Raw genomic sequence first — 13465 nt, 5'->3', positions numbered from 1 at the left:
AGGCAGAATGACACGCCCGCACGCATCATGGTTTCATTCGCAGCTTGAAGGATCGGATATAGCCTCCGTCCACCAGATAGCGCCGCCATTAGCCACATCTGCAAGGCAGCGTAATTCCGTACCAGCCGGATCACGAATAAACAGATTGTATCCTGGAGCAACCTCCGGCGGCATAGACATAACTGATGCAAACGCCGACACTATTGAATTGCATGCATTCACGGTGCCGAATACGAGATGAGCAACCCAAGGCAGCAATGATGTCAGTGATTCATTGTAGTGATGCTCAGGCATCCATTCAAAATCTCTAAATGTCTTCGAGCGACAATCAACACAAAACCCTTTCTCCGTAACGTAAATGCTCTTCACGCTCCCGCCACCATGTATGATGCTATCACGGGATCTCAAAAGAGACATATAAAATGGCGAAAAATTCAGATATTGCTCCGCCAAAACTGGCGGTATTGCGTACTTACTTACCATATCTTCGAATGACTTTAATTTTGTGCGACCATCTAAAGCCATCTTAGTAAAGCTGTCTGGCAGCTTATGCTGTTTTTTTACAGCCTCTTGCTCCGGATCAATTAATTTAATCCGATTATTCCATATTGCAGCAAGAGCCTCCTGCAACAAATCAAAAACCGACCTCGAAACTGTTATCATATACTCCAATTCCGAACTCACAAATGAGCCAAGAATTGCATTATCGATTTCATTGCGACTGTGAAAAAAATGGCGAAGCTTTGCCGCACTGGTAGCTAATAGGTGGAAGTCGTCTTCTATAGAATTCATTATTTGACTGACTTCGGGCCAATTGGCTCGCTGCCAGATGAATTCGATAAAACCTACCCAAATATCCGAGCTTTGAGCAGCTACTTTGGCCACGTACTTTGAATGCACAGCATCTAGAGGCTGCATCTTGATAAGCGAACCGGGGGGCGCTTCCAGCCACAAATGCCACGCGCTGCCGTCCCAATATGGAACTAGGGTTAAGACACGATCACCTAAAGAACGCGCATCAAGATATGTTACTTTGGTTAGCTCCTCAGCCGAAATTGCCATTAAATTTCAACCCATTATCGATGAGATAGTAATTCTCTTTGCGACAATAGAACTAGTTCCCTTTTTTGCAGATGCAAAGGCACGCGTTCAATTTCTTAAGTCGCCCCCTCCATCCCCGCCTCGCATCATCTATCCTCCCCACATCAATCTTCCGCATCGTCATTATCGCCTCAAGCGCCCGCTTCGCCTCAGCGTAACCGACTGCCAGCGCCTCCGCCCGCGTGCACGGTGTGATCTGAATGAGATACTCGCCCCACCCAACACGCCCGCCGAATCCCCACACAACCCTGCACGCATCCCGTAACTGCGCTACACTACACCAAACCTGATGATCTTCGGCATTTCGGCGATCACCGAGTCATGACTTGCTTCGTGAGTCTTCGGGCCCTGAGGGACATTCAATGTCAAAGGCAACGATCGTGCATATCGAAGCGGCGAGCACGCTTGCCGTTGTGGTGTCTTCCAACGAAACGCTTGCAGCCCTTGCCCATCGGCGACCGGGCGGGGAAGTCGATGGTGTCCGCCCCACCATTCCAGGCGAACCACGCCAGCAATTGCAAACTATCGCTCCACGCACTATAGTTTATTGAATTAGGGTTGCGGCATGCGGATCCTCATAACGAAATGGATGGTGCGATTTGCCCGCAAGCAGCGGATTGCGGATTCCAGTCTGCGGGAAGCGATCGTGCGCGCCGAGCGCGGCTTGGTGGATGCCGACCTTGGAGGCGGCCTTATCAAGCAGCGCGTGGCACGCAGCGGTCAGGGACGATCTGGTGGCTACCGCACGATTGTCGCCTACCGAGAGGGCAATCGGGCTGTGTTTCTCTACAGTTTCGCCAAGAGCGAGCAAGAGAATATCGAACCGGACGAGTTGCTGACCTTGCGAGAAATCGGGGCTGCATGGCTTGCTGCAGATGATGCGATGTTGGCGAGAGCCCTGAGTGATGGAACTGTTCAGGAGGTCGGTGAATGACAGGACGTAAGCAGGTGAGCCGTCTAACCGAGGCTTTGCTCGAAACGGCTGCGGACATGAACAAAAGTGGGATTTTGAGTTCCGAAGCGCACGAAAAGATCACCATCCGGCACCTTGGGCGGGGTATTGAGCCTTTGCATGAGGAGATTTCTGCGGAAGACATCCGCAAGCTCCGTGAAGAGGCCCATCTCAGTCAGGCGGTATTTGCCCGCTATCTCAACCTCACTCCAGGCTATGTTTCCCAGCTTGAGCGTGGAGCAAAACGGCCAAGCGGGCCGGCGCTTGCGCTTCTAAACATCATTCGCCGCAAGGGAATCGAGGCGATTACATAATCGCCTGATAGGGCCGGACGACAGACGAATTGGGCAGCGAAGCGCCGAAAATCATCTTCCGGCGAGTACCCTGACCAGCCCTCAACTCCCGTCCCTGAGATCCGCGATCTCACCTTCCACCAGCCGGAGCTGCGTAAACCGCGCCTCGCAGCCCTGGCCTGTCGGCGACTGGGCGATGAGGTCGATGGTGGCGGTGTGGCCGTTCAGGCGGAAGAGGCGCAGCAGGTCCCAGGTCTGGCCGTCTTCGGAGATGTGGAAGGCGGTCAGGTTTTGCCAGCGGTAGATGCGGAGGAACAGGCCGTCGCGGGAGAAGGTCGGGCCGTTGGCATCATCGGAACAGTCGTTTGTCACGACACTGACCGCCGTCCTGCGGCCCTGGGGTGACAGTTCGAAGGCGAGCTTCGCCCAGGCGCCGGCATCGGTGCGCAGCATCAGGGCGCCAGCATCGTAGGTGGCGGTGAGGACGGGCTCGACATGGACCGACAGGGCACAGGGCCCATCCGGGAGCGCCAGCCGCGCGCCCGGCAGCCTGTCGATCGCGGTCTGTCCGTCGGGCGAGACGAAGGCGTCCGTGCCGCCGATCGCGGCGACATGCACCTGATCGGGTTCGATCGTGACATGGCCGAATTCCGAGCCGATCACCGTCATCATTCGCGTCATTTCCGGCATGTCCAACCTCCACCCGATGGACATCCTTGCCTGAAGACTGCGGTTTATCAATGGGGCACGACCATAGGCGTCGGGGAGCGCTTCGGAGATGGGCGGCAGGCCGGGTGCGTCTTCTGTCGCGAGGGACCTGTCGGACGTGCCGCAAGCCCGCCGCGCAAGCCGCTGCGACGTCTCTCTCGTCGACAGCCTGCTCGGCGCCCGAGTCTTTCCGGTCAAACGGCGTCACCTGCCATGCTCAGTCTTGCCGGCATGCTCTAGCCACCCCTCTTGCGCCTCCGCGGCCGCTTCAACCTCCCCCGGAACAACCCCCTCTTCTCGATCGGCTCGAAGACCGCTTCCGAGCCCTCGGGGTCGAGGATCTCGTGGTCGGCAAGCCAGCGGTCGAGGTCGGTGATCTCGGGTGTGTCGTAGGGTTTCAGCGTGGCCTTGCCCGCCCTGCCGCTCTCGGCGCGCAGGCGATCGATCGCGGCAATCAGCGAGCCGGCCTGGCGCAGGGTCTCGTCGATCGTGTCCGGCGTCGTGCCCAGATGTTCGGCCAGAAGGTCGTTCCTGAGGCTCGTGATCCGCTGCGCCATCTGATCCGACCCTCCCGCCTCGAGCGCGACGTCGCATTCCTGGTCGAAGCGCATGGAACGGTTGTTGAAGTTGGAAGAGCCGATGCGGAGATAGAGGTCGTCGACGATCATCAGCTTGGCGTGGACGTAGATCGATTGCCCCCCGGCGGTGATGGGGTGGTAAATCCGGAAGCGTCCGCGGTCGTCATGCCGGCGCAGGGATTCGGCGAGCCGGGCGCGTGCCGTGTCCATGGCGACCTGGCCCAGCCAGTTGTCGGAGGCGATGGGGTTGATCAGCACGAATTCGGGCCCGTCCGGCTCGGCGAGGCGCCGGGCGATCGCCTGCGCCACCACGCGCGAGGCGAAATACTGGCTTTCGGCATAGACCACGCGCCGGGCGGCACTGATCATGTCGACATAGAGTTGCTCGATCTCCGTGACCGCCTGCTCCTCTCGGTAGGCCGGACTGGTTCGGGCGATCGCCAGGTCGACGGGACCGAAAGAGAAGCTCGGAGCGATGTCCTCCGGCGGCGGCGGGGCCTCGACGCGCTCCACCTTGCGGCCGCCGGCGCGGGTCCAGCGGTGACGGCAGAGTTCGCCGAGCGCCTGCGCTGCCGGCCCCGTGAAGCGGCTGGAGATATCGTGCCAGGGACCATAGGGCTTGCCGTTGGGGCGGCGGCGGTCGGGATTGTCGTCCAGGTGCTCGCGCGTGTCCCAGCGGTCGAGCGTCACGTCGATGCCGCCGCAATAGGCGACGGTATCGTCGATCACCAGCATCTTCTGGTGGTGCGAACTGCCCAGCGGATGTTTGCCGTCGAGGTGGACGGAGATCTGCCGGTTCCACTTCCAGCGCAGAAGATGGGGCAGGTTCGACACTCTTGCCCAGCTGGCCAGCGGCGCCGGGCTCCACAAGAGGATCTTGATCTGGAGCTCCGGGTTGCGACGGGCAAGCCAGAGCAGGAAGTCGCCGACCCCACGGGGGGCGCCGTCATCGACATTGGGGTTTCCAAGCGTGATCGACGCGTCGAAGTCCCAGCCGACAAAGAAGATCAGCCGCTTTGCCGCCATCATCGAGGCACGGATCGAGGTGAAATAATCATTTGCATCGATGAGGATCGAGAATTCGTCGGCTTTCTCGATCCGCCAGCAGTTTTTCGAAGGTGAGAAGATCGTCGAAGGCGCCATCATTTGCTCCAGGCTCCCGGTCGCCATGCTCGGCTGTCGCTGCGACGGCTTGAGGTCGACTCTGCAGAATAGGCGCCGCCCCCCGGTCGGCAATGGTGGCGGCGAACAAATTCTCGCGGAGACGACGGCAGGCACACGCGCATCTGTCGTCGTCGGCACTCTCGCGGCACCCCTCCGAGGGTCTGTGGACCGTGTCGGCGCTCGCGCGTCCGGCGGGGAACGATGCTGCGGCTGAGACCCTTCCAGGCACGCATGCGCGACTGCGGGGACCGGTGGAACAATCGAGATGGAACAATATGCCGCCGTGGGTGTTGCACCCACGAGCGGCAGGCCGCCGAGGTGGACCTGTGCGGGGCAAAGACCGTGTCTGCGGCGTTTCGGGACCGAGATCATGAACCTTGACATCTATTGCGGCCCGGCGCCGACACCGGAGATGCTCTGGCGCGACTGGAATTTCGACCCGCCGCTGCTGGCGGCCATCGGTGCCGTCTTCGTGCTGCTGATGACGACCGCCGGCAATCGGCGGCAACGCATGGCGGCCGGTGCGGCGCTTCTCGTCATGCTGATCGCCTTCGTCTCTCCCCTCTGCGCGCTGGCATCCGCGCTTTTTTCGGCCCGCGTGCTGCATCACATCCTGCTCGTCACGTTTCTCGCGCCGCTTATCGTGCTTGCGATACCGCCCAAGGCACGCGAGCGTCAGCGGCTGCCTGCGCAGCTGTCTTTCCTCGTGCACACGATCGTGATGTGGGCGTGGCATGCACCGGGGCCCTATCTCTTCGCCCTCTCATCGCCTGCCGCCTATTGGTTGATGGAACTGACGCTTGTCGGATCGGCGGTCTGGCTGTGGTACGACATCCTGTCGCCGCGGCGTACGGTTGGCCCATCTCTCGCACTTCTGCTGGGTACAACAATCCAGATGGGCATGCTCGGCGCGCTCCTGACCTTCTCCCGCGAGCCGCTGTTTGCAGCGCATCTCGACACGACGACTGCGTTCGGCCTCTCGCCGCTGGCGGACCAGCAGCTTTCAGGGCTGCTGATGTGGGTGCCAGCGGCCCTGCCCTATCTGTTTGCTGCCCTCCTCAAGCTGGGCAGCCTGTTTGCGGGGCGCAGCTTCGACAGCGAGGCGCCGCGCTGATGATCGCCTTGCTCAAGTTCGTGCATATCGCCGCCATCGCCATCTGGACCGCCGGGCTGATCAGCCTGCCAAGCCTCTATGTGCAGCGGGCGCATGTCAAAAGCGACGATGCGCTTTACCGCATGCAGCGCATGACGCGGTTCGCCTTCGTCGTGCTGATTTCGCCGGCGGCCTTCATCGCCGTTGCCAGCGGGATTGCGCTCAGTTTTCTGCGGGAAGTCTTCGCCCCCTGGTTTTCCTGGAAGCTCGCCTTTGTCGGGCTGCTTGCAATCTTCCACGTCTTTTCAGGCCTTGTGGTCATCCGGCTCTTCAAGAAGGGGGAGGTCTATCCAGCCTGGCGTTTCGTGGTTGCGACCGTGAGCTGCTGCGCCGTGGTGCTGGCCATCCTCGGTCTCGTGCTGGCCAAGGAGGCGCCCGAGTTCACGCTGCCGGCTGTGATGTCCGAGCCGGGCGGGCTGGGGCGCCTGCTTGAACCCTTCAATCCTTGGGCGACACCATGAGGCCGATACCGTGATCGAAGATCAGCTTGCCACCGTGCCAGCCCGCAACACCGGTCAGGACGGCCGCCAGAACCGAAAGCAGCATGCCATGCGGCAGGACGACATTGGGATCGATGAGCCGCAGACCCCAGTTGGCACCGGCAACGGAGATCAAGGTGATGGCCGCAATCGCGTGGGCCCAGCTCGCCGCGCGGGCGCGAATGCCCGGGACAAGCAGCAGTTCGGCGGTGCCGACAATGCCGGCCGCGACACCTGCGAGGAAGGCCGTGCCCGAGGTCCAGAGACCGACACGCAGCCAGAACGGATCGGCGCTGAACCAGTAGAAGACATCGACGGCGAGCGTGCCGAAGACCAGCGCGATCGGGAAATGAACGCTCATGGCATGCAAAGGATGGCCGGCCACCGCAATGGCGGAGGTCGTGTCCTTTTCTTCCAGCTTCTCGATGACGGGGTTCGGTTCGTCGGTCTCAGACATATTGGCCATGGGAGCCCTCCTTGTTGCGGGAAAAAGCCGATCTGGGGACGAATGTTCCAACGCATCGCATCCGCAGGTGCGCTCGGCCTCACACTCACCGCCTGTTCGGGCGACCTTTCGACGCTGGATCCGGCCGGCCCCTATGCCGGGGCTATTGCCAATCTGTGGTGGATCATGCTCGTCGGCGCCGGTCTCATCCTGGCGCTTGTGCTCATCCTCATGGGCCTCGTCTTCTTCCGGCCCGGATTCGGACGCCGCCTCTCGGCCAAGGGTTGGATGATCGCCGGCGGGCTGTTTCTCCCGGTCCCCGTGCTGATCGCGCTGATGACCTACGGCATGGCGCAAGGGGAGTATCTGATCGGCGCGTGGCAAAACGAGCCCGTGGTCGCCCGCGTCGAGGCGCGCGGCGCGATGTGGCGCTGGGATTTTCGCTATCCGGATCTCGGGCCTGACCTGGCGACCGAGGGGACGCTGCATATCCCGGCAGGCGGCGTGGTGGAGGTGCATGTGACGAGCGCCGATGTCGTGCACAGCTTCTGGATCCCGAGACTTGCCGGCAAGATCGATGCCGTGCCCGGGCATGAGACGGTCGTGCGCATCAAGGCCGATGTGCCGGGCCGCTATGGCGGCATCTGTGCCGAATATTGCGGCACCGGCCATGCCGGCATGCGCTTCACCGTCGAGGCGCATGCGCCCGAAACCTATCGCCAACGTCTCACAGCGCTTTCCGCAGGAGTGTCCGCACCATGAGTGATGCCAGACCAGAGACGGGCTATCAGACACCGGAAACGGCCATCCGGCTGCACCATCAGCTCGATGCCGTCTGGGGCTCGGGCCGCGGCCTGGAGCGGCTGTCGGCGGTTAACCACACTGTCGTGGGCAAGCGTTTCATGGTGACGGCGCTGGTGTTCTTCGCGATCGGCGGCGTTCTCGCCATGCTGATCCGGGCGCAACTCGCATCCACCAACAGTGCCTTTCTCGATGCCGCCCAGTATGCCCAGGTCTTCACCATGCATGGCGTCATCATGATGTTCCTGTTCGCCATCCCTTTCTTCGAGGGGCTGGCGATCTATCTCCTGCCGAAGATGCTGGGCGCCCGCGACCTCGCCTTTCCGCGCATGTCCGCCTATGGCTACTGGTGTTATCTCTTTGGCGGTTCCTTCCTGGTGGCGGCGCTCGTCTTCGGCATTGCGCCCGATGGCGGCTGGTTCATGTATACGCCGCTCTCCTCGCGTCCCTATTCGCCCGGCATCAATGCCGATGTCTGGCTGCTCGGCATCACTTTCGTCGAGATCTCGGCGCTGTCGGCGGCGATCGAAATCATGGTGACCATCCTCAAGCTCCGGTCGCCGGGCATGTCGCTCATGCGCATGCCGATCTTCGCCTGGTACATGCTGGTGGTGGCGGCGATGATGCTGATCGGCTTTCCGCCGCTGATCCTCGGATCCATTCTGCTGGAGGTGGAAAGGGCCTTCGACCTGCCCTTCTTCGATCCGACCCGAGGCGGCGACCCGCTGCTGTGGCAGCACCTCTTCTGGCTGTTCGGCCATCCGGAGGTCTACATCATATTCCTGCCCGCCGCCGGCGCGCTGTCGACCATCATCCCGGTGCTGTGTCGCACGCGGCTTGAGGGCTACGGGCTGATCGTCGCAGCGATCGTTGCCATGGCGTTTCTCTCCTTCGGACTCTGGGTGCATCACATGTATACGGTGGGCATACCGCATGTGGCGCTTTCGTTCTTCTCGGCGGCAAGCGCGCTGGTCGCAATCCCGACCGGCATCCAGATCTTCGCCTGGCTCGCCACCATGGCGCACGGGCAACCGCGTTTCTCGATCCCCATGCTGCATGTCTTCGGCTTTTTCTTCGTCTTCGTGGCGGGCGGGCTGACCGGTGTGATGCTCGCCATGGTCCCCTTTGACTGGCAGGCGCATGACACGCATTTCGTCGTGGCGCATCTGCACTACGTGCTGGTGGGCGGATTCGTCTTTCCAATGATGGCGGCGGCTTACTACTGGCTGCCGCACATCACCGGGCGCCAGCCCGTGCAGCACCTCTCGAAGCCTGCCTTCTGGCTTGTTTTCATCGGCTTCAACGTCACCTTCTTCATCATGCACCTGACGGGACTTCGCGGCATGCCGCGCCGGGTCTTCGAGTATCCGCAGGAAGCGGGTTGGGAGGTCTTGAACTTCATCTCGTCGGTCGGTGGTTTCGTCATGACGATCGGCTTCGCGCTGGTCGCCCTCGATCTGATCATGCTCATTCGCCACGGCAAACCGTTTCGTCGCGACCCATGGGAAGCCGGGACGCTGGAATGGGCGACGCCAACCCCGCCGCCCTCCTATAATTTCGGCTCGCTGCCGCATATCGAAGGGCGTGCCGATGGGCTTCAGCCGCGCCGGCTGGGCCCGGACCTTGCAGCGGGTCGCGGCTATCTCGGCTTCATGCGCAATGGCTGGATGGAGACGCTGACCGTGGACATGGTGAGCGGTCGCCTCGACCACGTGGTCGTTCTTCCAAGGCCCACCTATCTGCCGCTCTGGACGGCGATCACGACGGCGGCCTTCTTCGCCAGCCTGCTCGCCAAACTCTACTGGCTGACACCGGTTGCCTTTATCGCGGTGATCATCCTCTTCTTCCTGTGGACGCCGGCGACGGGTCTGAAACGGGATCTTGGCCCACTGCAGATCGGCCGCGGCGAACAGGCGCTGCACCATCAGGAAGTGGTGCAGCCGCCCTCCTGGTGGGCCATGGTCTTTGCGCTCGCCGCCAATGCCACACTCTATACCTCTCTGGTCTTCGGTGCCTTCTTTCTCTGGCTATCCGCCCCCAACTGGCCGCCGCCGGATCTCGACTTCACCTTCCTGGCTCCGTCGCTGGTCGCGGTGATCGGGCTCGCCACGGCGGCACTTGCCGGCCGCTTCGCCGACGGACAGGCGGGCCGGACGGTCCTGAGCCTGAGCGTGGCGCTTGCTGCGCACATCGTCAGCGTCGGCGCGGTTGCGATACTGCTGATGTCGATCCCGGCGCCGACGGGGCATGCGGCCTCTGCGGCAGCCTTTGCGGTCGCCGTTTACGTCGGTCTGCATGCAGGGATCGGCGCGGTGCTGGCGATCTATGGATTATGGCGTTGGAACAGCGGCTATATCGGACCGGCGCGCGTGCTCGATCTGCAGATCGGACAACTGTGGCACGATTACACGGCCGTCGCAGGAATGATCGGGCTCGCCTTCCCCTTCGTGCTGCAGAGCCTGACCGGGATCGGAGGGCGATGAGATGAAAGTGTCGCCCTTCGTCCTGCTGCTGACAGGGTTCGTGATCTGGTCAGGGGCCTTCCTGCTTCTCTACGGGGTGCAGGCGACCGGATGCCATCTTGGCTGGCACCGGCTCGATGTCGGTCCGATTTCGGCGCTGCGCCTGCTGCTGGCGGTGATGCTGGCAGCCACCGTGGGGCTGATCGGTGGCCTCCACTGGTATGCGACCCGAGAACTCACAGAGCCGGAAACCGATGAGGCGCGGCTGCTGCGCACGATCGCCGGCATGCTGCAAGTGGCGGCGATGGTGGCAACGGTCATCACCTTTTTCGGGGTGATGTGGCTGACGCTCTGCTAGAGGGGCGCCTCAACCACGCCTCGCGGCATCGATCTTCGCCACCTCGATCTTGCCCATCTCCATCATCGCCTCGAAGGCGCGCTTCGCTTCGTCACCGCCTGCGGCCAAGGCTTCGGTCAGGGTCCTCGGCGTGATCTGCCAGTTGATGCCCCATCTGTCCTTGCACCAGCCGCAGGCACTCTCCTGGCCGCCATTTCCGACAATGGCGTTCCAGTAACGGTCGGTCTCTTCCTGATCATCCGTTGCGATCTGGAACGAGAAGGCTTCCGAGTGCTTGAAGGCCGGACCGCCATTGAGGCCCAGACAGGGGATGCCGGCGACGGTGAAGTCGACGGTGAGCACATCGCCAGCCTTTCCGGAGGGATAGTCTGACGGCGCGCGGTGGACGGCCCTGACTTCGGAGTCCGGGAAGACCGAGGCGTAGAAGCGGGCTGCTTCTTCGGCATCACGGTCGTACCAGAGGCATATGGTGTTCTTCGGCGTCGCCACAGTCTTTCCTCCTCACGTTCAGAGCTTTCGAACTTCGCGCTTCAGGAGAGGTTCCGCGAAGGACAGGAATCTCCCCTACTGGTGTCCTTGTCCACCAGCCATGCCGGTATCGCCGCGGCCAGGCAGAGACAAGAGCGCGGCTCATGCCGCAGTCAAGTCCGCCGTCTCGCCAAAGCCGACGATCAGCTTCGGGCTCGACATATCGCCACTTTCCTCGTCCACCTGAACGGAATAGGCGGCGACGCCGATATGGCGAGCGGCCATGGCGGTGGCGATCTTTTCTGCTGCGGCAGCGCTCGAGGCCTGGCGCATCTCGCCGGGCACGATGCTACCCCGATTCATCTTGAAGGGAAGGACGATGTATTTTTCAGCCAGGGACATGGAGGAACTCCAATTTGTTCCCTTCTTGTTCTCTTTTCGAAGGGATGTCAATGGATAGCCACCAGCCTGCGCCATGTCTTTGAGGACAGCGGCGCTTGCCGCACTCCGCTCTTCCGATGTGGGGAGACGTCATCCCGTCATGGGCGGGGAGCATTCACGCGCGTTTCAAATGCCTGAAGCACATACTCTAGCGATCTGCGACAGGCGCGGCACTCGGGGTGTGTCTACACTGAGCGAGCTTACGTAACGGACCGTCAGAACAGACCGACGCCGCCCGGCGGGGCGACCGGTGCCGGCGGCGGGGCCGGATTGCCCTGCAGCAGCGGATCGCCGGACGGCGGGAGAACCGTCTGCGGCGTCGTGCCGTTGATAATTTCGCTCGGAACCTCCACGGGCGCCTCGAGTGGCGGAACGGCGACCTGGTTGGGGTCGGCACCGGGCGCTGCCGGCTGGGTCGGATCGGTCACCAGAGCACCCGGCTGAACGGAGGCGGCAGTGGGCGCGGGTGTCGCGGCGTCGGCGGGTTTGGCCGGTTCCGGCGCGGGCTTGGCGACCGCCTCGACGCCGGGTGGCGGCGGAACCTCGGACTTCACCTTGCAGCCGGTCAGCCAGACGTCATAGATCGGGTGTTCAACGGCGTTCAGCGCCGGACTGTCGGCAAACATCCAGCCGGAAAAGATGCGGCGAATCTTGCGGTCGAGCGTGATTTCGTCCACCTCTATAAAGGCATCGATCTTCTGCGCTTCGGATTCATCGCGCGAATAGCAGACCTTGGGCGTCACCTGGAGGGCGCCGAACTGCACTGTTTCGTTGACATAGACGTCGAAGGTCGTGATGCGGCCGGTGATCTTGTCGATGCCGGCGAATTCGGCAACGGGATTTTCGAGGCGGGCGGCGTCGGCCTTGCCGGCAAGACCAAGCGAAGCGGCAGCGGCAAAGCCGACTACCGGAATGGCCCATGCCCATGCACTCAACTTCATCATCCCGCTCGCTTTCATCGATCTTCTTGCCCATCTCGACCGGATGCCAGATACAAGAAGGGCCTCACGATAGAGGCCCTAATGCCGGATTATGGCCAAATGGGGTATCAGCTGCCCGGGGTCCAGGCATCGTAGTCGCCGGTCACGCGCGGACGCTCGCCGGTGGCGGCAATCGAACCCTGTGGGCGATAGGCGGCCGCGGTGCCGGTCTGGTTCGGGCGGTGCGCCTTTTCCCATTCGCGCGGCTTGTAGTCTTCCTTCGACGGAGGGGTGTCGGTGCGATAATGCATCCAGCCGTGCCAGCCGGCGGAAATCTTGGACGCTTCGGCATAGCCGTTATAGATGACCCAGCGCTTGGGTTGTCCCCAGCTCGTCATCGGACCTTCATAATAGACATTGCCGAATTCGTCTTCGCCGACGCGCTTGCCATGACGCCAGGTGAAGAAACGGGTCCCCATAGTCTGGCCGTTCCACCAGGTGAAGATCTGCAAGAGGAGCTGCTTCATGTCTAATCCTTGGACTTTGCCGCAGGCCGTACGACGGCCTTGGCGATCACGTTCGCTTATGCCGCCTCACCATCGGCTTGTCCAGTGATTCCCCGTCGCACCCCCGTCATTTCAGCCTGATCTTGAAGCCGATGTGGGAGGGTTTGAAACCGAGGCGCTCATAGAAACGGTGGGCATCCTTGCGCAGGGCATTCGAGGTCAGTTGGACGAGGCGCATGCCGTCCGCCCTCGCCTTTTCAACCGCAAACTCGATCATCGCGGCCCCGATGCCCCTGCCCCGCATGTCGGCACGGGTCTGGACGGCTTCGATGATCATGTTGCTGCTGCCGCGCGCCGTCAGCGTGGTCGTGATCATGATCTGGAAGGTGCCGACAACCTCGCCTTCCAGCTCGGCCACATAAAGCATCTCGTTCGGCGCGGTGGCGATCCGGGAAAAGGCGGCGCGATAATCGGGCAAGGCGGCCGGATCGGTCGTGTCGCCATGGCCGCCCAGCGGATCGTCGGCGAAGAGCGCCACGATCGCTCCCAGATCATTCTCGGTCGCTTCTCTTATCTGCACCGAATGGACTTGCATGCAGGCCCCGCTCTTGCGTTAGTCTGATCCTCGCATAACCA

The 13465-nt window shown here is 61.9% G+C and carries 16 protein-coding genes and 1 pseudogene; 8 read left to right on the top strand and 9 right to left on the bottom strand.

All coding sequences use genetic code 11. The features are described from left to right. Positions 1 to 33: 33 nt before the first annotated feature. A complete protein-coding gene (locus tag H6M51_RS12405) occupies positions 34 to 1062 on the bottom strand; it encodes a hypothetical protein (RefSeq protein ID WP_185810162.1) in 1029 nt (342 codons plus the stop codon). Between the two features lie 401 nt (positions 1063 to 1463). On the opposite strand from H6M51_RS12405, the gene H6M51_RS12400 reads away from it, so the two are divergent. From H6M51_RS12400 to H6M51_RS12390, 3 genes are read left to right on the top strand one after another with little or no spacing between them, the layout of a single operon-like run. Continuing rightward, positions 1464 to 1652 carry a hypothetical protein gene (locus H6M51_RS12400; RefSeq protein WP_185810161.1) on the top strand — a complete coding sequence of 63 codons (189 nt, stop codon included), beginning with the start codon at positions 1464 to 1466 and terminating at the stop codon, positions 1650 to 1652. Positions 1653 to 1666: 14 nt separating this feature from the next. Continuing rightward, the gene (locus H6M51_RS12395; protein ID WP_185810160.1) at positions 1667 to 2035 is read left to right on the top strand and encodes a type II toxin-antitoxin system RelE/ParE family toxin; all 369 of its coding nucleotides are present in this window, start codon (positions 1667 to 1669) and stop codon (positions 2033 to 2035) included. Beyond that, on the top strand, positions 2032 to 2367 hold the full coding sequence (locus tag H6M51_RS12390; protein WP_185810159.1) for a DNA-binding transcriptional regulator: 336 nt from the start codon (positions 2032 to 2034) through the stop codon (positions 2365 to 2367). Before H6M51_RS12395 ends, H6M51_RS12390 begins: the two co-directional genes overlap by 4 nt. A gap of 81 nt (positions 2368 to 2448) precedes the next feature. On the opposite strand, the gene H6M51_RS12385 is transcribed toward H6M51_RS12390, so the two are convergent. Further along, complete coding sequence (locus tag H6M51_RS12385; RefSeq protein WP_185810158.1) at positions 2449 to 3036, bottom strand: DUF1349 domain-containing protein; 588 nt, start codon at positions 3034 to 3036, stop codon at positions 2449 to 2451. 254 nt (positions 3037 to 3290) lie between these two features. Further along, positions 3291 to 4775, bottom strand: coding sequence for a phospholipase D-like domain-containing protein (locus H6M51_RS12380; protein WP_185810157.1), 1485 nt, complete (start codon positions 4773 to 4775; stop codon positions 3291 to 3293). 391 nt (positions 4776 to 5166) lie between these two features. Here H6M51_RS12380 and H6M51_RS12375 point away from each other — a divergent pair, with 391 nt between their 5' ends. Further along, positions 5167 to 5910 carry a cytochrome c oxidase assembly protein gene (locus H6M51_RS12375; protein WP_185810156.1) on the top strand — a complete coding sequence of 248 codons (744 nt, stop codon included), beginning with the start codon at positions 5167 to 5169 and terminating at the stop codon, positions 5908 to 5910. After that, a complete protein-coding gene (locus tag H6M51_RS12370; RefSeq protein WP_185810155.1) occupies positions 5910 to 6410 on the top strand; it encodes a CopD family protein in 501 nt (166 codons plus the stop codon). Before H6M51_RS12375 ends, H6M51_RS12370 begins: the two co-directional genes overlap by 1 nt. Here the strand turns inward: H6M51_RS12370 and H6M51_RS12365 are convergent. Continuing rightward, positions 6388 to 6894 carry a DUF2231 domain-containing protein gene (locus tag H6M51_RS12365; RefSeq protein ID WP_246780503.1) on the bottom strand — a complete coding sequence of 169 codons (507 nt, stop codon included), beginning with the start codon at positions 6892 to 6894 and terminating at the stop codon, positions 6388 to 6390. The genes H6M51_RS12370 and H6M51_RS12365 overlap by 23 nt on opposite strands. A gap of 42 nt (positions 6895 to 6936) precedes the next feature. On the opposite strand from H6M51_RS12365, the gene coxB reads away from it, so the two are divergent. Genes coxB through H6M51_RS12350 form a run of 3 tightly spaced genes read left to right on the top strand, consistent with a single transcriptional unit; the run spans position 6937 to position 10494 of the window. Then, positions 6937 to 7635 (top strand): cytochrome c oxidase subunit II, encoded by a 699-nt coding sequence (coxB, locus tag H6M51_RS12360; RefSeq protein WP_185810154.1) that lies wholly within the window; start codon positions 6937 to 6939, stop codon positions 7633 to 7635. Next, positions 7632 to 10157 (top strand): cytochrome c oxidase subunit I, encoded by a 2526-nt coding sequence (gene ctaD / locus H6M51_RS12355; protein WP_185810153.1) that lies wholly within the window; start codon positions 7632 to 7634, stop codon positions 10155 to 10157. Before coxB ends, ctaD begins: the two co-directional genes overlap by 4 nt. A gap of 1 nt (position 10158) precedes the next feature. Beyond that, positions 10159 to 10494 carry a hypothetical protein gene (locus H6M51_RS12350; RefSeq protein WP_185810152.1) on the top strand — a complete coding sequence of 112 codons (336 nt, stop codon included), beginning with the start codon at positions 10159 to 10161 and terminating at the stop codon, positions 10492 to 10494. Positions 10495 to 10503: 9 nt separating this feature from the next. On the opposite strand, the gene H6M51_RS12345 is transcribed toward H6M51_RS12350, so the two are convergent. From H6M51_RS12345 to H6M51_RS12325, 5 genes and pseudogenes are all read right to left on the bottom strand, one after another. Further along, positions 10504 to 10983, bottom strand: coding sequence for a VOC family protein (locus H6M51_RS12345; protein ID WP_185810151.1), 480 nt, complete (start codon positions 10981 to 10983; stop codon positions 10504 to 10506). Positions 10984 to 11124: 141 nt separating this feature from the next. Further along, positions 11125 to 11364 (bottom strand): hypothetical protein, encoded by a 240-nt coding sequence (locus H6M51_RS12340; protein ID WP_185810150.1) that lies wholly within the window; start codon positions 11362 to 11364, stop codon positions 11125 to 11127. Positions 11365 to 11909: 545 nt separating this feature from the next. Further along, positions 11910 to 12344 (bottom strand): annotated as a pseudogene (locus H6M51_RS24655) (DUF2155 domain-containing protein); the annotation flags it as partial. Between the two features lie 107 nt (positions 12345 to 12451). Next, a complete protein-coding gene (locus H6M51_RS12330) occupies positions 12452 to 12850 on the bottom strand; it encodes an NADH:ubiquinone oxidoreductase subunit NDUFA12 (RefSeq protein ID WP_185810148.1) in 399 nt (132 codons plus the stop codon). A 106-nt stretch (positions 12851 to 12956) separates the two neighbouring features. Continuing rightward, entirely contained in the window at positions 12957 to 13424 is a 468-nt protein-coding gene (locus tag H6M51_RS12325; RefSeq protein WP_185810147.1) for a GNAT family N-acetyltransferase, read from the bottom strand. Positions 13425 to 13465: the final 41 nt, after the last annotated feature.

Source organism: Rhizobium sp. AQ_MP (assembly GCF_014237835.1).
In the GTDB taxonomy this organism is placed as follows: Bacteria; Pseudomonadota; Alphaproteobacteria; order Rhizobiales; family Rhizobiaceae; genus Allorhizobium.
Note: the sequence above shows the minus strand (reverse complement) of the source record. Positions and strands in the feature narration are given on the sequence as shown.

What these genes read in the sequence shown, in the direction of transcription:
- H6M51_RS12405 (WP_185810162.1), bottom strand. Translation starts at nt 1,062, where the DNA reads ATGGCAATTTCGGCTGAGGAGCTAACCAAAGTAACATATCTTGATGCG.
- H6M51_RS12400 (WP_185810161.1), top strand. Translation starts at nt 1,464, where the DNA reads ATGTCAAAGGCAACGATCGTGCATATCGAAGCGGCGAGCACGCTTGCC.
- H6M51_RS12395 (WP_185810160.1), top strand. Translation starts at nt 1,667, where the DNA reads ATGCGGATCCTCATAACGAAATGGATGGTGCGATTTGCCCGCAAGCAG.
- H6M51_RS12390 (WP_185810159.1), top strand. Translation starts at nt 2,032, where the DNA reads ATGACAGGACGTAAGCAGGTGAGCCGTCTAACCGAGGCTTTGCTCGAA.
- H6M51_RS12385 (WP_185810158.1), bottom strand. Translation starts at nt 3,036, where the DNA reads ATGCCGGAAATGACGCGAATGATGACGGTGATCGGCTCGGAATTCGGC.
- H6M51_RS12380 (WP_185810157.1), bottom strand. Translation starts at nt 4,775, where the DNA reads ATGGCGCCTTCGACGATCTTCTCACCTTCGAAAAACTGCTGGCGGATC.
- H6M51_RS12375 (WP_185810156.1), top strand. Translation starts at nt 5,167, where the DNA reads ATGAACCTTGACATCTATTGCGGCCCGGCGCCGACACCGGAGATGCTC.
- H6M51_RS12370 (WP_185810155.1), top strand. Translation starts at nt 5,910, where the DNA reads ATGATCGCCTTGCTCAAGTTCGTGCATATCGCCGCCATCGCCATCTGG.
- H6M51_RS12365 (WP_246780503.1), bottom strand. Translation starts at nt 6,894, where the DNA reads ATGGCCAATATGTCTGAGACCGACGAACCGAACCCCGTCATCGAGAAG.
- coxB (WP_185810154.1), top strand. Translation starts at nt 6,937, where the DNA reads ATGTTCCAACGCATCGCATCCGCAGGTGCGCTCGGCCTCACACTCACC.
- ctaD (WP_185810153.1), top strand. Translation starts at nt 7,632, where the DNA reads ATGAGTGATGCCAGACCAGAGACGGGCTATCAGACACCGGAAACGGCC.
- H6M51_RS12350 (WP_185810152.1), top strand. Translation starts at nt 10,159, where the DNA reads ATGAAAGTGTCGCCCTTCGTCCTGCTGCTGACAGGGTTCGTGATCTGG.
- H6M51_RS12340 (WP_185810150.1), bottom strand. Translation starts at nt 11,364, where the DNA reads ATGTCCCTGGCTGAAAAATACATCGTCCTTCCCTTCAAGATGAATCGG.
- H6M51_RS12330 (WP_185810148.1), bottom strand. Translation starts at nt 12,850, where the DNA reads ATGAAGCAGCTCCTCTTGCAGATCTTCACCTGGTGGAACGGCCAGACT.
- H6M51_RS12325 (WP_185810147.1), bottom strand. Translation starts at nt 13,424, where the DNA reads ATGCAAGTCCATTCGGTGCAGATAAGAGAAGCGACCGAGAATGATCTG.